Origin of the sequence: Parasphingorhabdus sp., from assembly GCF_965233695.1 — a bacterium.
Taxonomy (GTDB): domain Bacteria; phylum Pseudomonadota; class Alphaproteobacteria; order Sphingomonadales; family Sphingomonadaceae; genus Parasphingorhabdus.
Map to the genome: position 1 here is coordinate 3,314,722 of NZ_OZ247497.1, position 14,206 is coordinate 3,328,927.

At 51.1% G+C, this 14,206-nt stretch carries 17 protein-coding genes; 11 read left to right on the plus strand and 6 right to left on the minus strand.

From position 1 onward, the window contains the following. Nucleotides 1-2 precede the first annotated feature (2 nt). Nucleotides 3-440 carry an OsmC family protein gene (locus tag ACO6S1_RS15735; RefSeq protein ID WP_422343514.1) on the plus strand — a complete coding sequence of 146 codons (438 nt, stop codon included), beginning with the start codon at nucleotides 3-5 and terminating at the stop codon, nucleotides 438-440. Further along, nucleotides 437-805 (plus strand): GFA family protein, encoded by a 369-nt coding sequence (locus tag ACO6S1_RS15740; RefSeq protein WP_422343515.1) that lies wholly within the window; start codon nucleotides 437-439, stop codon nucleotides 803-805. Before ACO6S1_RS15735 ends, ACO6S1_RS15740 begins: the two co-directional genes overlap by 4 nt. A gap of 62 nt (nucleotides 806-867) precedes the next feature. Here the strand turns inward: ACO6S1_RS15740 and katG are convergent, their stop codons facing one another. Then, nucleotides 868-3,066, minus strand: a complete 2,199-nt coding sequence (gene katG, locus ACO6S1_RS15745; protein ID WP_422343516.1) for a catalase/peroxidase HPI — start codon at nucleotides 3,064-3,066, stop codon at nucleotides 868-870. Nucleotides 3,067-3,330: 264 nt separating this feature from the next. Here katG and ACO6S1_RS15750 point away from each other — a divergent pair, with 264 nt between their 5' ends. The 6 genes from ACO6S1_RS15750 (at nucleotide 3,331) to queE (ending at nucleotide 8,454) form a co-directional block, all read left to right on the plus strand. Then, nucleotides 3,331-4,515 carry an aspartate aminotransferase family protein gene (locus tag ACO6S1_RS15750; protein WP_422346212.1) on the plus strand — a complete coding sequence of 395 codons (1,185 nt, stop codon included), beginning with the start codon at nucleotides 3,331-3,333 and terminating at the stop codon, nucleotides 4,513-4,515. After that, on the plus strand, nucleotides 4,512-5,438 hold the full coding sequence (gene argF / locus ACO6S1_RS15755; protein WP_422343517.1) for an ornithine carbamoyltransferase: 927 nt from the start codon (nucleotides 4,512-4,514) through the stop codon (nucleotides 5,436-5,438). Before ACO6S1_RS15750 ends, argF begins: the two co-directional genes overlap by 4 nt. A gap of 26 nt (nucleotides 5,439-5,464) precedes the next feature. After that, nucleotides 5,465-6,352 carry an Hsp33 family molecular chaperone HslO gene (locus tag ACO6S1_RS15760; RefSeq protein ID WP_422343518.1) on the plus strand — a complete coding sequence of 296 codons (888 nt, stop codon included), beginning with the start codon at nucleotides 5,465-5,467 and terminating at the stop codon, nucleotides 6,350-6,352. A gap of 151 nt (nucleotides 6,353-6,503) precedes the next feature. Next, entirely contained in the window at nucleotides 6,504-6,911 is a 408-nt protein-coding gene (locus ACO6S1_RS15765; protein ID WP_422343519.1) for a hypothetical protein, read from the plus strand. 212 nt (nucleotides 6,912-7,123) lie between these two features. Beyond that, on the plus strand, nucleotides 7,124-7,813 hold the full coding sequence (gene queC, locus ACO6S1_RS15770) for a 7-cyano-7-deazaguanine synthase QueC (RefSeq protein WP_422343520.1): 690 nt from the start codon (nucleotides 7,124-7,126) through the stop codon (nucleotides 7,811-7,813). Then, nucleotides 7,810-8,454: a 7-carboxy-7-deazaguanine synthase gene (queE, locus tag ACO6S1_RS15775; RefSeq protein ID WP_422343521.1), complete on the plus strand. Its 645-nt coding sequence runs from the start codon at nucleotides 7,810-7,812 to the stop codon at nucleotides 8,452-8,454. Before queC ends, queE begins: the two co-directional genes overlap by 4 nt. Before the next feature lie 2 nt (nucleotides 8,455-8,456). On the opposite strand, the gene ACO6S1_RS15780 is transcribed toward queE, so the two are convergent. Together ACO6S1_RS15780 and lipB are read right to left on the minus strand one after the other, a co-directional pair. Next, complete coding sequence (locus ACO6S1_RS15780; RefSeq protein WP_422343522.1) at nucleotides 8,457-8,708, minus strand: hypothetical protein; 252 nt, start codon at nucleotides 8,706-8,708, stop codon at nucleotides 8,457-8,459. 43 nt (nucleotides 8,709-8,751) lie between these two features. Next, entirely contained in the window at nucleotides 8,752-9,399 is a 648-nt protein-coding gene (lipB, locus tag ACO6S1_RS15785; protein WP_422343523.1) for a lipoyl(octanoyl) transferase LipB, read from the minus strand. Between the two features lie 73 nt (nucleotides 9,400-9,472). On the opposite strand from lipB, the gene ACO6S1_RS15790 reads away from it, so the two are divergent. Continuing rightward, on the plus strand, nucleotides 9,473-10,225 hold the full coding sequence (locus ACO6S1_RS15790) for a glycerophosphoryl diester phosphodiesterase membrane domain-containing protein (protein WP_422343524.1): 753 nt from the start codon (nucleotides 9,473-9,475) through the stop codon (nucleotides 10,223-10,225). Here ACO6S1_RS15790 and ACO6S1_RS15795 read toward each other — a convergent pair. From ACO6S1_RS15795 to ACO6S1_RS15805, 3 genes are read right to left on the minus strand one after another with little or no spacing between them, the layout of a single operon-like run. Beyond that, complete coding sequence (locus ACO6S1_RS15795) at nucleotides 10,161-10,805, minus strand: GNAT family N-acetyltransferase (protein WP_422343525.1); 645 nt, start codon at nucleotides 10,803-10,805, stop codon at nucleotides 10,161-10,163. The genes ACO6S1_RS15790 and ACO6S1_RS15795 overlap by 65 nt on opposite strands. A 7-nt stretch (nucleotides 10,806-10,812) precedes the next feature. Then, on the minus strand, nucleotides 10,813-11,697 hold the full coding sequence (gene hemF, locus ACO6S1_RS15800) for an oxygen-dependent coproporphyrinogen oxidase (RefSeq protein ID WP_422343526.1): 885 nt from the start codon (nucleotides 11,695-11,697) through the stop codon (nucleotides 10,813-10,815). Continuing rightward, on the minus strand, nucleotides 11,694-12,152 hold the full coding sequence (locus ACO6S1_RS15805) for a tRNA (cytidine(34)-2'-O)-methyltransferase (RefSeq protein ID WP_422343527.1): 459 nt from the start codon (nucleotides 12,150-12,152) through the stop codon (nucleotides 11,694-11,696). The genes hemF and ACO6S1_RS15805 overlap by 4 nt, the downstream gene beginning before the upstream one ends. Nucleotides 12,153-12,324: 172 nt before the next feature. Here ACO6S1_RS15805 and petA point away from each other — a divergent pair, with 172 nt between their 5' ends. Both petA and ACO6S1_RS15815 read left to right on the plus strand, forming a co-directional pair. Beyond that, on the plus strand, nucleotides 12,325-12,906 hold the full coding sequence (gene petA, locus ACO6S1_RS15810) for a ubiquinol-cytochrome c reductase iron-sulfur subunit (RefSeq protein ID WP_422343528.1): 582 nt from the start codon (nucleotides 12,325-12,327) through the stop codon (nucleotides 12,904-12,906). 11 nt (nucleotides 12,907-12,917) lie between these two features. After that, on the plus strand, nucleotides 12,918-14,189 hold the full coding sequence (locus ACO6S1_RS15815) for a cytochrome b (protein WP_422343529.1): 1,272 nt from the start codon (nucleotides 12,918-12,920) through the stop codon (nucleotides 14,187-14,189). Nucleotides 14,190-14,206 lie beyond the last annotated feature (17 nt).

Consider the following 14,206-nt stretch of genomic DNA (forward strand, 5'->3'; position numbering starts at 1 on the left):
ATATGGCCAATCCTTCTATCGTCTCTGTAGAGAGCGCCAGCGGCAAGTTTCAGCAGTCAGTTCGGGTAGGGAAACATGTCTTTCTTGCTGATGAACCTGAATCATTCGGCGGTGATGATACAGGTCCGTCACCTTATGATCTGTTGCTCGCGGCTTTGGGCACCTGCACCTCGATGACGATGAAAATGTATGCCGACCGCAAAGGTATTCCCTTGGAAGGCGTGCATATCGAGCTGGAGCATAGCCGCGATCATGTTGACGATTGCGCGACCTGCAACAATGATGACAATCGCATCGATGTGATTGATCGGTCCATAACATTGCACGGAGATCTGACCGATGAGCAACGGCAAAAGCTGATGGAAATTGCAGGAAAATGCCCCGTGCATCGAACGCTGGAAAACCGCATCGACATTCATGAGATACTGGTCGGGCCATGATTGACATTGCTGGTGGATGCCATTGCGGGGCCGTGCGGTTCGCTGCGCAAACCAAGGCACAGCCGGAGATGCTCGATTGCAATTGCTCGATTTGTGCACGCACGGGCTTTCTTCATTTGTTCATTCCGCATGATCAGTTTGATCTGCTGCAAGGCGAGGATGATCTGACCAGCTATAAATTTGGCAGCGGGCAAGCAGACCATCTGTTTTGCCGGCATTGCGGAATCAAAAGCTTTTATCAGCCGCGATCACACCCTGAATGCTGGAGCGTCAATTATAACTGTCTGGAGGCGGGACATGCTTTGCAGCCCAATATTAGAAAATTTGACGGACAGAATTGGGAAGCATCCAAAGCCAGTCTGTAAATGCAAAACGGCTCGCCAGTTTCCCGGCGAGCCGTCTTTAAGTCTGCAGTCCTAAGGCCTGTTTACGCGAGGTCGAAACGATCCGCGTTCATGACCTTGGTCCATGCTGCGATGAAGTCATTTACGAACTTCTCTTCATGGCCATTTTCCGCATAGACTTCGGCAACCGCACGCAGCTGCGAGTTGGAGCCGAAGATCAGATCCGCGCGGGTTCCGGTCCAGCGCTGCTCACCAGTGTTACGATCTTTGCCGGCAAATTCTTCTTCGTCACTGCCATCGACGGCTTCCCAGACGGTGTTCATGTCGAGCATATTCACAAAGAAATCGTTGGTCAGTTGGCCAGGTCGCTCCGTCAAGACACCGTGCGTGGTGTTACCGCTATTGGCACCCAGTGCCCGCAGACCGCCTACCAACACGGTCATTTCCGGTACGCTGAGGTTTAGCAGAGACGCGCGGTCCAGCATCAGTTCCTCTGTTGGTACGCTATGCTTGGCCGAGAGATAGTTACGGAATGCATCGGCTTTGGGCTCAAGCGGCTCAAAGCTCTCGGCATCGGTCATCTCGTCGGTCGCATCGCCGCGTCCACTGGTGAACGGCACATTGACGTTAAAGCCAGCATCCTTGGCCGCTTTTTCCACGGCAGCTGTTCCGCCAAGCACGATAAGGTCGGCGATACTGACATTGTGATCGCCTTTAATTTCCTCCAGCTTGGAAATAACCTTGCCGAGTTCAGCAGGGTCATTGGCCGCCCAGTCTTTTTGCGGAGCGAGACGAACACGTGCGCCGTTGGCACCGCCGCGATGGTCGGAACAGCGATAGGTGGAAGCCGAAGCCCACGCCGCTTTGACCAGCTCACTGACCGTAAGACCGCTGCCCAAAATCGCCGTTTTCAGGCTTGCAACATCACCGTCGCTGATCGTTTGGCCAGCCGGAACGGGATCCTGCCAGATTAAATCTTCTGCTGGCACTTCAGGGCCATGATAACGGGCTTTGGGTCCCATATCGCGGTGGCATAATTTAAACCAAGCGCGGGAAAATGCGTCTTCCAGCGCACCAAGATCATTGCGGAAACGCTCAGAAATCTTGCGATATTCCGGATCCACTTTCAGTGCCATGTCGGCCGTGGTCATCATGGTTGGAACCTTTTTGGAAGGATCAGCGGCATGCGGCGCCATGTCTTCTTCCTTCTGGTCAATCGGTTGCCATTGTTGTGCACCGGCGGGGCTCTTCACCAGCTCATACTCGTAGTCGAGGAGCAGCCGGAAGTAGTTTCCGTTCCACTCGGTCGGAGTGGAAGACCAGGAACCTTCAAGGCCGGAGGTGATCGCATCTCCGCCTACACCCGTTCCATGGCTGCTGAGCCAGCCAAAACCCTGAGCCGTGATATCACCGCCTTCTGGTTCCACACCGACGAGGTTTGCATCGCCTGCGCCGTGGGCTTTGCCGAAGGCATGGCCGCCGGCGGTGAGAGCGACGGTTTCTTCGTCATTCATCGCCATCCGGGCAAAGGTCTCGCGCATGTCGCGAGCGGAGAGCGCAGGATCAGGATTGCCGCCTGGGCCCTCTGGATTGACATAGATCAGTCCCATCTGAATTGCCGCAAGCGGGTTTTCCAGATCCAGGTCTTTATCGGGGTCAATGCGCGTCTGTACGCCTTCATTGACCATCTTGTCTTCATTGCCCCAATAAATATCACGTTGAGGCTCAAAGGTATCGGCACGACCGCCACCGAAACCGAAGACGGGTCCGCCCATCGATTCGATGGCAACATTGCCGGCCAGAATGAACAGATCTGCCCAACTGATTTTTTCGCCATATTTCTGTTTGATCGGCCAAAGCAGACGGCGGGCCTTGTCGAGATTACCATTGTCAGGCCATGAGTTGAGCGGAGCAAAACGCTGTTGTCCTTCGCCAGCACCACCGCGACCATCTGCCGTCCGGTATGTACCTGCGGCATGCCAGGCCATGCGAATAAAGAACGGACCATAATGCCCATAGTCAGCAGGCCACCAGGGCTGGCTGTCGGTCATCAAAGCGGTCAAATCATCCTTAAGACCCTGATAGTCGATAGACTTAAACGCTTCGACATAGTTGAAGTCTTTGCCCATCGGGTCCGGGGATGTACCGCCTTGGGTGAGAATATCTAGAGGTATCTGATTGGGCCACCAGTCTCGATTTTGCCGACCGAGTAACTCGCGAACGCCGCCGCCAAAGCCCATAGGGCAACCTTCGATTTTGGCTCCGGGTGTTTTCATATCCATTTGGGTCTCTCCTTTAAAAATGCAGGGGGCATTTCTTTGAACACTACGCTCTTATAATACAGATTGGCCGGTTTGCTAAATCAATTAAAACATTCTGTTTGATTGCTTCAGTCGATTAATGATGGCGCTTTTGTTGGAAGTGACAGGCCGTTCGCAATGATTGACCGGCATCCTGTTCACGCATATAAGATGACGCGTTAGACAGAGGCGGCCACTCGGGCCGCCTTTTCTGTTTGTCCATGAATAAAAACAAAGGAAATTATGATGACGATTACCCCGCTCATGCCAGTCTATCCTCGGTGTGGTTTTCGTCCTGTGCGAGGCGAGGGTGCCTGGCTGATTTCCGAAGATGGTAGCCGCGCACTGGACTTTGCTACTGGCATTGCCGTGAATCTTTTGGGGCATGGTCATCCGCATCTTACCAAAGCGATACAGGAGCAAGCGGCAACGCTGATGCATGTGTCCAATCTTTACGGCAGCCCTCAGGGTGAAAAGCTGGCGCAAAGAATAGTCGATACAACCTTTGCGGATACGGTTTTCTTCACAAATAGTGGGGCCGAAGCAGTTGAATGCGCGATCAAAACCACGCGTGTTTATCACCAGTCACAAGGTGATGATCGGTTTGAAATAATAACCTTCAAAAACGCTTTCCATGGCCGGACGATGGCCACGATTTCCGCTTCCAATCAAGAGAAGATGCACCACGGGTTCTCGCCGCTTCTCCATGGCTTTAAATATGTCGAGTTTGATGATCTGGAGGGAGCAGAGGCTGCGATAGGTCCCAAAACTGCCGGTTTCTTGGTGGAGCCGATTCAGGGTGAGGGCGGAATACGTCCGGCATCAGATGCATTTATGAAGGGACTGCGCGCTTTGGCCGACAAGCACGGCATATTGCTGATCCTCGACGAGGTGCAATGCGGCGTTGCGCGTACCGGGAAGCTTTACGCCCATGAGCTATACGATATAAAGCCTGACATCTTGGCAAGCGCAAAGGGTATAGGCGGCGGTTTTCCATTTGGTGCCTGTCTGGCAACCGAGGATGCAGCGCGCGGCATGGTGCCCGGTACCCATGGCTCCACCTATGGCGGCAACCCGCTCGCGATGGCTGCAGGCAATGCGGTTTGGGACGTGGTCGCGAATGATGAGTTCCTCGAACATGTCCGCAACATCGGCGCAAAGCTTCGTGCAGCGATTGAACAGTTTATCGGCAACTATCCGGCTCTGTTTACCGGTGTTCGGGGACATGGCTTGATGCTTGGTATCACGATGACGCAGGAGACGCGTTCATTTGTGGCCCATTTGCGTGATCATCATGGGCTGCTGACGGTTGCTGCGGGCGACAATACTTTACGGATATTGCCACCGCTGAACATTGACGAAAGCCATATTGCAACCTTCATCGAAAAGCTCTCAGCCGGTGCGGCTGACTATCAGGCACCGGAATCATGATCCGACATTTCTTGAACCTGTCCGATGCCGGTGGCGATGCCATCGCTGCGATGCTTAATGATGCGCTTGATCGGAAAGAGGCGCGCAAGACCTGGCCGAAAGGTATAGCGGACGGCGATGCGCCGCTTGCGGGCCATGTTCTTGCGATGATCTTTGAAAAGAGCAGCACAAGAACACGTGTGTCATTTGATATCGCGATCCGCCAATTGGGCGGTACGAGTATCGTTATGGATAGCGGTTCGATGCAGCTCGGCCGCGGTGAGACTGTAGCGGATACTGCCAAGGTTCTGTCGCGTATGTGTGATGCGATTATGATCAGAACCGACGATCATACCAAAATCGAGGAATTGGCAGCCAATGCCAGTGTCCCCGTAATAAACGGCTTAACCGACTTGTCGCACCCTTGCCAGATTGTGGCAGATCTTCTGACATTGATTGAACATGACAAGGCGCTGCCGGGGATGGAGATCGCTTGGCTCGGCGATACGAACAATGTTCTCAACAGCATTGTCGAGGCGGCGGGACTGATGAAGTTCAACGTTCGGATCGGTTGTCCCCATGGCTATGATCCTGATCAGAGCTTTGTGACAACAGCGCAGCAGGCAGGCGCAACGGTAACTGTATATCGCGATGCCTTGGAAGCAGTTGCCGGTGCTGATGTGGTGGTCGCCGATACCTGGGTATCTATGGGACAAGCGCATGCCGATGCCAAGATGGAGGCAATGATGCCATTCCAGGTCAATGACGTCATGATGGAGCAGGCAAAATCTGACGCTGTGTTCCTGCACTGTCTTCCGGCCCATCGCGGCGAAGAAGTTATGCCTTCGGTTATTGATGGTCCGCAGTCTCTGGTATGGGATGAAGCCGAAAACCGGATTCATGCGCAAAAATCGATTTTGCGCTGGGCCTTTGGTCAAATCTGATGGCGGCAATTCCGAAAACGCCGACATTGGTTGACAAGAACCTGTCTTTTTCGATCCCTGCCAAGCACTGTCGCGGGCGAGCGGTGCGTATTGGGCCTGTGCTGGATGATATATTGTCAGCGCACAATTATCCCATGCAGATCAAGTCTTTGTTGGCAGAAGCTGTTTGCTTAACCGCAATGCTGGGCGCTTTGTTGAAAGAGGAAGAGTCCCAGTTAACTCTGCAGGCACAAACAGAAAACGGTGTGATTAACTTGCTTGCCTGTGACTATCGAAATGGTGACGTACGCGGCTATGTTCAATTTGATGCTGAGCGGCTTGTTAGAGAGCCTTTGGCCCCAAGCTTGATGGCTCTTTTTGGAAAGGGGTATCTGGCAATCACCTTCGACCATCCTGAACCACGTGGACGGTCACAAGGCATCGTTCCGTTGGAAGGGGGGAGTCTTGCCGAGGCGGTGCAGAACTATTTCATGCAATCCGAGCAGATACCGACCGTAATCCGTGTTGCGCTGGACTTGGATGGTGAGCACGCAATGGTTGGAGGGTTGCTTGTTCAACATCTGCCTGATGGAGAGGAAGGCAAAGAGCGACTCCACGTCCGGATGAAACATCCAGAATGGGAGCATGTCGCAATCATGGGGGGCAGTGCTCAAGGCGAAGAGCTGGTTGACCCGGGCCTGCCGCTGGAAGATTTGCTTTGGCGGCTATTTAGCGAGAGCGACGAAGTGAGGGTTTTGAGCGGTAAACCGCTCATTAAGGGTTGCCGATGTAATGAAGAGCATATCCGGGACGTTATCGCGCGATTCCCGAAAGAAGATAAGGAGGATATGGTCAGCGAGGATGGAACGATCTCGATTGATTGTGCGTTCTGTAGCAAGAAGTTCATTATTTCAGGGGCGAGTTTAAATAACTGATTCATATAAAGAACATTTTGGTTTGCGGACTATTTGGCCAGAAACTTGAATGGATCGCCGCAATTGGGTGCAATAATGGCCACATTTCGAAACTATCTTAACGAAGATTAGCAGGGTTCGCCGTTTAATGATGAAAGACGAGGGACAGGGAATGAAAACGAGCATACTGTTAAAATCCATCAGCATTTCGGCTGTGACATTGCTGGCATTTTCGGTGTCTATTCCGGCTCAGGCTCCACAAATGGGATTGCTTGAAAGCCTGCAAAAAGGTGAATGGACCTTGAAACCGCGAGGTGCCGCAGATGGAAGCAAAAAAGTCTGCATAGGTGATCCGACGGTTTTGTTGCAGATTCAGCATAGTGGGTCTTCCTGCTCTCGTTATGTCATTCAAGATACGCCGAATAATCTCCGTGTCAGCTATAAATGCAGCAGTACCGATCATGGTGTAACCACGATAAAACGCGAGTCGAGCGGGCTGATCCAGGTTCAATCGCAAGGGATTGAAGCAAATGCGCCATTCTCCTTCACCATGGAGGGGCGCCGTACCGGCAGTTGCTAGGCGCGAAAAAAGAGATTCCGGTTAACAGAATATTTACCATCTTTGAGTAATCAGATAAAATCATGTTTTTACATGGTAACCTCCCTTTTGGTTATAAAAACCACACTGGGCCGTGTTCAAATCGAACTACGGCCCATTTTTTTGTCCAAATTTTGGGTTAGTGCCGTGCAAATGCTTGCTTGTCGCTGAGAAGGGTATTAGCGGGACGGACCATGTCTCAGACTGTTAAAAAGGCCATCGTCCTGCTGTCCGGAGGACTCGACTCCATGGTATCTGCCGCCATAGCGCGAGAGCAGGGCTATGATATTGTCGCATTGACGATTGATTACAATCAGCGTCACAAGATTGAATTGCAATCTGCGGTGCAAATCGCGACAAAACTGAATGTGCGCGAGCATATCGTTCTGCCGCTGGACTTGAGCCGCTTTGGTGGGTCGGCTTTGACCGATGATATTGATGTCCCCAAATCCGGTGTAACTAACGATATCCCCGTGACCTACGTTCCTGCGCGCAATTTGATTTTCCTCTCGCTTACTCTTGGATTGGCCGAGGCGCGTGATGCGCGTGATATTTTTATCGGTGTCAATGCGCTAGATTATTCTGGTTATCCGGATTGTCGTCCTGAATTTATCCAAGGTTTTGAGAAACTGGCGGATATTGCAACCAAGGCCGGTGATCAGGGCAACGGATTCACGATTCAGACACCGCTGCAATACATGACCAAAGCGGACATCGCAAAAGAAGCGAGCAGGCTGGAAATGGATCCAGCACTAAGCTGGTCTTGCTATGATCCTGCAGAAGGCAATCTGCATTGCGGCTATTGTGACAGTTGCCGGTTGCGTCAAAAGGGTTTTGAGGAAGCAGGGATCATCGATCCCACCCGCTATGCATTGACGTCATGAGCTATGCCGTCAAAGAAATGTTCCTCACTTTGCAAGGAGAGGGCGTACATGCAGGACGCCGCGCCGTTTTTGCGCGGTTTGCAGGATGTAATCTCTGGTCTGGTCTGGAAAAGGATCGCGCTAGCGCGGTCTGCCAATTTTGCGATACAGATTTTGTAGGAATGGATGGTGAGGGTGGCGGTCGGTTCAAGCACGCCCGAGCATTTGCCGATGCGGTTTCAAAACTATGGGGTGACGAGAGCCGTGCCCGCTTTGTTGTGCTGACCGGCGGTGAGCCAATGCTGCAGGTGGATGATGCGCTGATTGATGCTCTGCACGATGCCGGATTTGAGATCGCGATTGAATCCAATGGAACGCTGGCCGTGCCGCGATCCATTGACTGGATTTGCATTAGCCCGAAAGCAGGAAGTCAAATCGTGCAGCGATCTGGCGACGAACTTAAACTGGTCTGGCCGCAATCCGGAAGCGATTGGAAATCGATGCAAGACTGGCACTTCGCCAATTACTTGGTGCAACCTATGGATTCGCGTTTGGGTCAAGCGGCGGATGAAGAAAATTTGGCTGCGGCTATAGCATTCGTGCTGGCTCATCCCAAATGGCGTTTATCGTTGCAGACTCATAAGATACTGGGTTTGGCCTAGAATCATTCTTCTGCTTCAGAGTTTTCTTCGCCCTCGTTATCTGTCTCGTCATTTTCTGCATCAGCGGGTTGATCAGTTGTTGTCTGGGTATCGACATCGACCATGTCGTCGCTGATCGTACCATCAATCACATCGACTTCATCCATCCGGGTCTCTGTGACCGTGTCCGCCTCTGGAACTTCGGGATCACCTGAGCAAGCAGCGACAGAAAATGTGAGAAGTGATATCGCGGCAACCTTGCTTAACTGTGTCATATTTTTTTTAATCCTATCTCGGCTGCAAAATATCGGTTCGTGTTTATTTTTCAATTGCCCTTAGAAAATCGGGCGCAGTTTTTTTCAAGGCGACATCAAAATCATCCATTGTAGCCGCAACGCCAAGCTGGTTCAGGCTGGTTACAGGAAACTCGCTGATCCCGCAGGGTATGATACCGTTAAAATGGTTGAGGTCGGGATCAATGTTTACTGAAAAGCCATGCATGGTAACCCATTTGCGAATCCGGATTCCAATTGCTCCAATTTTCGCTTCCTCTCCGTTTGGAGTATCGCACCAGATGCCGACCCGGCCTTCGACGGCCCTGGCGTCAATCCCGAATTCAAGCAGGGCTCGGATTACCCAGTCTTCCAATGCATGAACGAAATTCCGGACATCGGCCTGGCGTTTCTTAAGGTTCAATAGCACATAGCCGACTCTCTGTCCGGGCCCATGATAAGTGTGACGACCACCACGACCAGTCTGGTAAACCGGAAATTCCTGGCTCAATAATTCAGCGGGATCTGCGCTTGTGCCCGCCGTATATAGCGGTGGGTGTTCCAGCAACCAGATGAGTTCAGGCTGTTCTCCAATGTAAATGGCAGCATTGCGCTGCTCCATCTCTGCCAACGCATCGGGATAGGCGATCTGCTTCTTGCTCTTTCGCCATTCAATGCTGGATAAGTCGGTCATAAAAATTCCGTGCACAATTGGCGCGCCGGTGGCAAGAGTGCGGTCACTAAAATTTAAACCTGAAGGTTAAGCAATGAAGCTCAATTATATGCAATGCTGGAATGGTGCGATGGCCATTTTACGCGATCACAAAGAAGCGATCATAGCGTTAGCTGGCGTATTTGTGTTCCTTCCAACACTTTTAATGGCCCAGTTTGTTGGGCAACCAGCTTTGGATGGTACGGAAGATTTCAACGGAATTACCGCAGCCTATTCTGCATTTTTTGGTGAAAATGCGGTCTCGATCATTTTGTCCAACCTGTTGATCAGTTTTGGCGGCTTTGTGATATTTTTTACTATTGCCCCTTCGCATAGCGGCACGGTGGCAGAAGATTTGGGTAAGGCATTGCGGCTATTTTTGATATTCCTTTTGGCCAATATCTTGACCGGACTAGCAACATTTGCTGGGTTTCTGCTGCTCGTAATTCCAGGTTTATACGTCGCCTGCCGTCTAATTCTGGTGCCAATGATCATTGCTGACCATGGTGAAAGAAACCCCCTCGAAGCGCTCAAGAAAAGTTGGGATCGTACCAAGGATAATGGCTTCTCTATTCTATTGCTGATCCTGATTATTGCTATCGTTGGAGCAATAACGGTCGGGGTCATTCAGATGATAATCGGCCTGATCACGGGTTTGGCTACAGGAGGTGCCGGCTGGCCTTTGATCGAGAATCTGGTGTCATCGCTTGGCGGCTCTGCACTGCAGGTGCTTTTCACTGTGGTTATCGGATCGATTTATTATCAATTGACTGGCCAGGAGTCGGATGTGGGTGAAATTTTTTGCTGACAGACTGAATGACCGGGACATGTGCCCCGGCATTTTTCGGGAGATGTCCGGTCAATCGTGGGTCTGGATGAATTTCAACTTCTCGCTTGTAAGCCTCAAAGCCGACGCGCTTGTAAAACCTCGGGGCATTTGGTGAATCGCTTGTACAAGTGTGAAGCCAAACTCTTTTTAGGCCAGGTTTCCAGGCATGTCTTAGTGTTTCCGCCATCATAGCTCGACCCAGTCTTTTGCCATTGGCTTCTGGCACCAATCCAAAATAGACAATTTCGCACTCATCTGCCTCACTGAAGTCAAGCTCCACCAAGCCAATTATGACATCGTCCATAATGACCCGAAAAATTTCCAGAGTGTCAGAATATAAATCCGCTTCTAGCTCCTCATCAGATTTCAATAGTTGCCCGAACCAAAGCCATTCATTGCCGATTTTCTGAAACAACTGTCGATATTCAGACAAATCCGGACGATCCCAAACGGCCAGGGCGAGGCTGGTTTGATGTTCCAAATCCGCCGGTTTTTCTGTCATTTCAAAATAGGTGACAACGGCCGCAAGATGATCGCGAGGAACTTCGATCGAATTCATCTTTGTATCAGCTCCATTTGGCTTCGGGTGGAAGGCTCATCAATATAGCATCAACATTTCCACCTGTTTTCAAGCCGAATGTCGTGCCGCGGTCATAAACCAGATTAAATTCTGCATAGCGGCCGCGCCAGATCAGTTGCTGCTCTTTTTCTTCCTCGGTCCAAGGCAAACCCATCCGACGACGCACCAGCTTCGGGAAGATATCCAGAAAGGCGAGACCAACGTCCTGCGTGAAGGCAAAATGCCGGTCAAATTCATCATCCGATTCGAGTTCCAAATGATCATAGAATATCCCGCCAACCCCGCGATGCACCTGCCGGTGTGGGATATAGAAATAGTCATCTGCCCATTTTTTATATTTCGCATGATAGTTCGGATCATGGGTATCACAGGCCTGTTTCAGCCGGGTGTGAAAGTCGGCAGTGTCCTCATCATAGGGAATGGGTGGATTAAGATCAGCGCCACCGCCGAACCAGCGCTTGGTCGTGCACAAGAAGCGCGTGTTCATATGCACAGCTGGAACATGCGGATTCGTCATGTGCGCTACAAGGCTGATACCGGTCGCAAAGAAATGCGGATTTTCAGCAGCTCCATGGATTGATTTCGCAAATTCGTCGCTGAAGGTGCCGTCAACGGTGGAGATGTTGACACCAGCTTTTTCAAAAACCTTTCCCTTGATGACACCACGGACACCACCGCCACCGGGGCTGCCGTCGGGGTTTTTGCGATCCCATGGCAGATATTCAAAATGACTATCTCTGCCCGCTTCGGATTCGATCGCTTCAAATTCGGCGCAAATACTATCGCGCAATTTTGCAAACCAAGTTTGCGCCTTTAGCTGTTGATCATCGAGCGATTTGTCGTTCTTAGGAATTGGAGGCCGTGCCGTCATTTGGAAAATTGTCCCGTCTGTTTGAGCGCTTCGCCAAGCGCCATGCCTGCAGAAACGGCAAGGTTCAATGATCGCATGCCATTTTTCATCTTTATGGTGATTCGTTCGTCCGCCCGATGATTTACGTCAATGGGTACACCTGAACTTTCTGACCCAAATAACAATATGTCGTCTGGTCGGAATGAGAATTCATGATAGGCGGCTTCGGCCTTGCTGGTCAGCAAAATGATTCTTGTTGATTGTGAATCGACAAATGCAAGAAACGCATCCCAATCCGTGTGGCGTGTAAAATCGACATGGTCAAAATAGTCCATTCCAGCCCGTTTCAGGCTGCGATCGCTGAACGGAAACCCACAAGGTTCAATGATATCAACGGGGACATCCAAACAAGCGCATGTCCTTAAAATCGTTCCTAAATTTCCCGCAATATCGGGCTGGTAAAGAGCTACTCTCATAAGCTACCCAGCATGGGGTTGTTCATTATGTTTGGTCAATCAAAAATTGACTGTTGGCAAACCATAGTCTTCGCGGCTATCAGGCGCGCCAATACCTGCCACATGAAACTTATTGAGGGTTCGGCCTCGATCTGGCAGACAGGGATTATAACAAACGTAAGGGCATGTTTGCATGGCTAGTGTTGATACCGCGGTTGAACCCAATGATTCGGCTGTTTCGGAACCTGAAATTGGCGGCGTTCGTCGTCGTGACTTCATCAATATTGCGGCGGTGAGTTTTGGTGGTGTCGGCGTTGTCGCAACCGTTTTTCCGCTGGTGAATCAGATGAATCCCAGCGCAGACGTTCTGGCACTATCATCGATCGAAGTGGATATCTCCGCGATTGAAGAGGGACAAGCGATCAAGACAAGCTGGCGCAAGCAGCCCATTTTTATTCGCAACCTAACCGCCGCAGAGATTGAAGCCGCAAATGATGTTGATCTGTCAGGCCTTCGCGATCCGGAATCGCTAGCCGACCGTACACAGCCAGGAAAAGAAAACTGGTTGATCACTCTCGGCGTTTGCACCCATTTGGGTTGTGTCCCGTTAGGAGCGGCACAAGGTGAAGTCAAAGGCGAGTATAACGGCTATTTCTGTCCGTGTCATGGCTCGCATTACGATACAGCTGGTCGGACCCGCAAAGGGCCCGCGCCAACCAATTTGGAAGTACCGGAATATAGTTTCCTATCAGATACCGTCGTGAAAATCGGCTAGGGGCAAGAAAAATGAGTTTTCCTTGGGCACAGCAATATAAACCAGCTACCGAATTTGGTCAGTGGATGGATGATAGACTGCCAATTGGCAGGTTGATCTACAACAGCCTCGGTGCAGGCTATCCGACGCCGCGCAACCTTAATTATATGTGGAATTTCGGATCGCTTGCCGGGTTATTCCTGGTCGTGCAGATTGTTACCGGAATTATTTTGGCGATGCACTATGCGGCTAATGCGAGCATTGCGTTTGACTCGGTCGAGCACATCATGCGCAACGTCAACAGTGGCTGGATGATCCGTTATGCTCATGCCAATGGCGCGAGCTTCTTCTTCATCGCAATCTATCTGCATATTGGCCGCGGCCTCTATTACGGATCCTACAAGGCTCCACGGGAGATGATTTGGCTGCTTGGTGTGGTTATTTATCTGCTCGCGATGGCGACAGCCTTCATGGGTTACGTTTTGCCATGGGGTCAGATGAGCTTCTGGGGAGCAAAAGTCATTACCGGACTGTTCGAGGCGATTCCGTTGGTAGGAAAACCAATCCAGGAATTGCTTTTGGGCGGTTTTGCCCCGGATAATGCGGCTTTAAACCGGTTTTTCTCACTCCATTATCTCCTGCCATTTGTGATTGCTGGTGTAATCATCATGCATATCTGGGCGCTTCATATTCCAGGTTCGAGCAATCCAACGGGAGTCAATGTCAAAGGGCCTCAGGACACGGTGCCTTTCCATCCCTTCTATACTGCGAAAGATGGTTGGTTCATTGGGCTCGCGCTGATTTTCTTCACATGGATGATGTTCTTCATGCCGAACGCGTTGGGTCATGCTGATAACTATATCCCGGCTAACCCGCTATCTACTCCGGCGCATATTGTTCCGGAATGGTATTTCTGGCCGTGGTACGCAATTTTGCGCGCCTTTACCTTCGACTTCCTGTTTGTTCCAGCGAAGCTGCTCGGCGTACTGGCGATGTTCTCTGCCATATTGGTTTGGTTCTTTCTGCCATGGCTGGACAAGTCGCCTGTAAGGTCTGGGGACTATCGTCCACGGTTCAAGAAGTTCTTCTGGTTCGGCCTTATCCCCTGCATTGTCGTACTCGGCATCTGCGGCGGTGCGCCAGCCGAAGAGCCTTATGTGATGCTGAGTCAGCTTGCGAGTGCCTACTATTTTGCGCACTTCCTGATAATATTGCCGCTGCTTTCTCGCATCGAGAAACCGGAACCGCTGCCCAATTCGATTACCGAGGCAGTGACCGGAAAGCCACTAGAACAAGCCAGCTAAGAAACAGGGATCTGAAG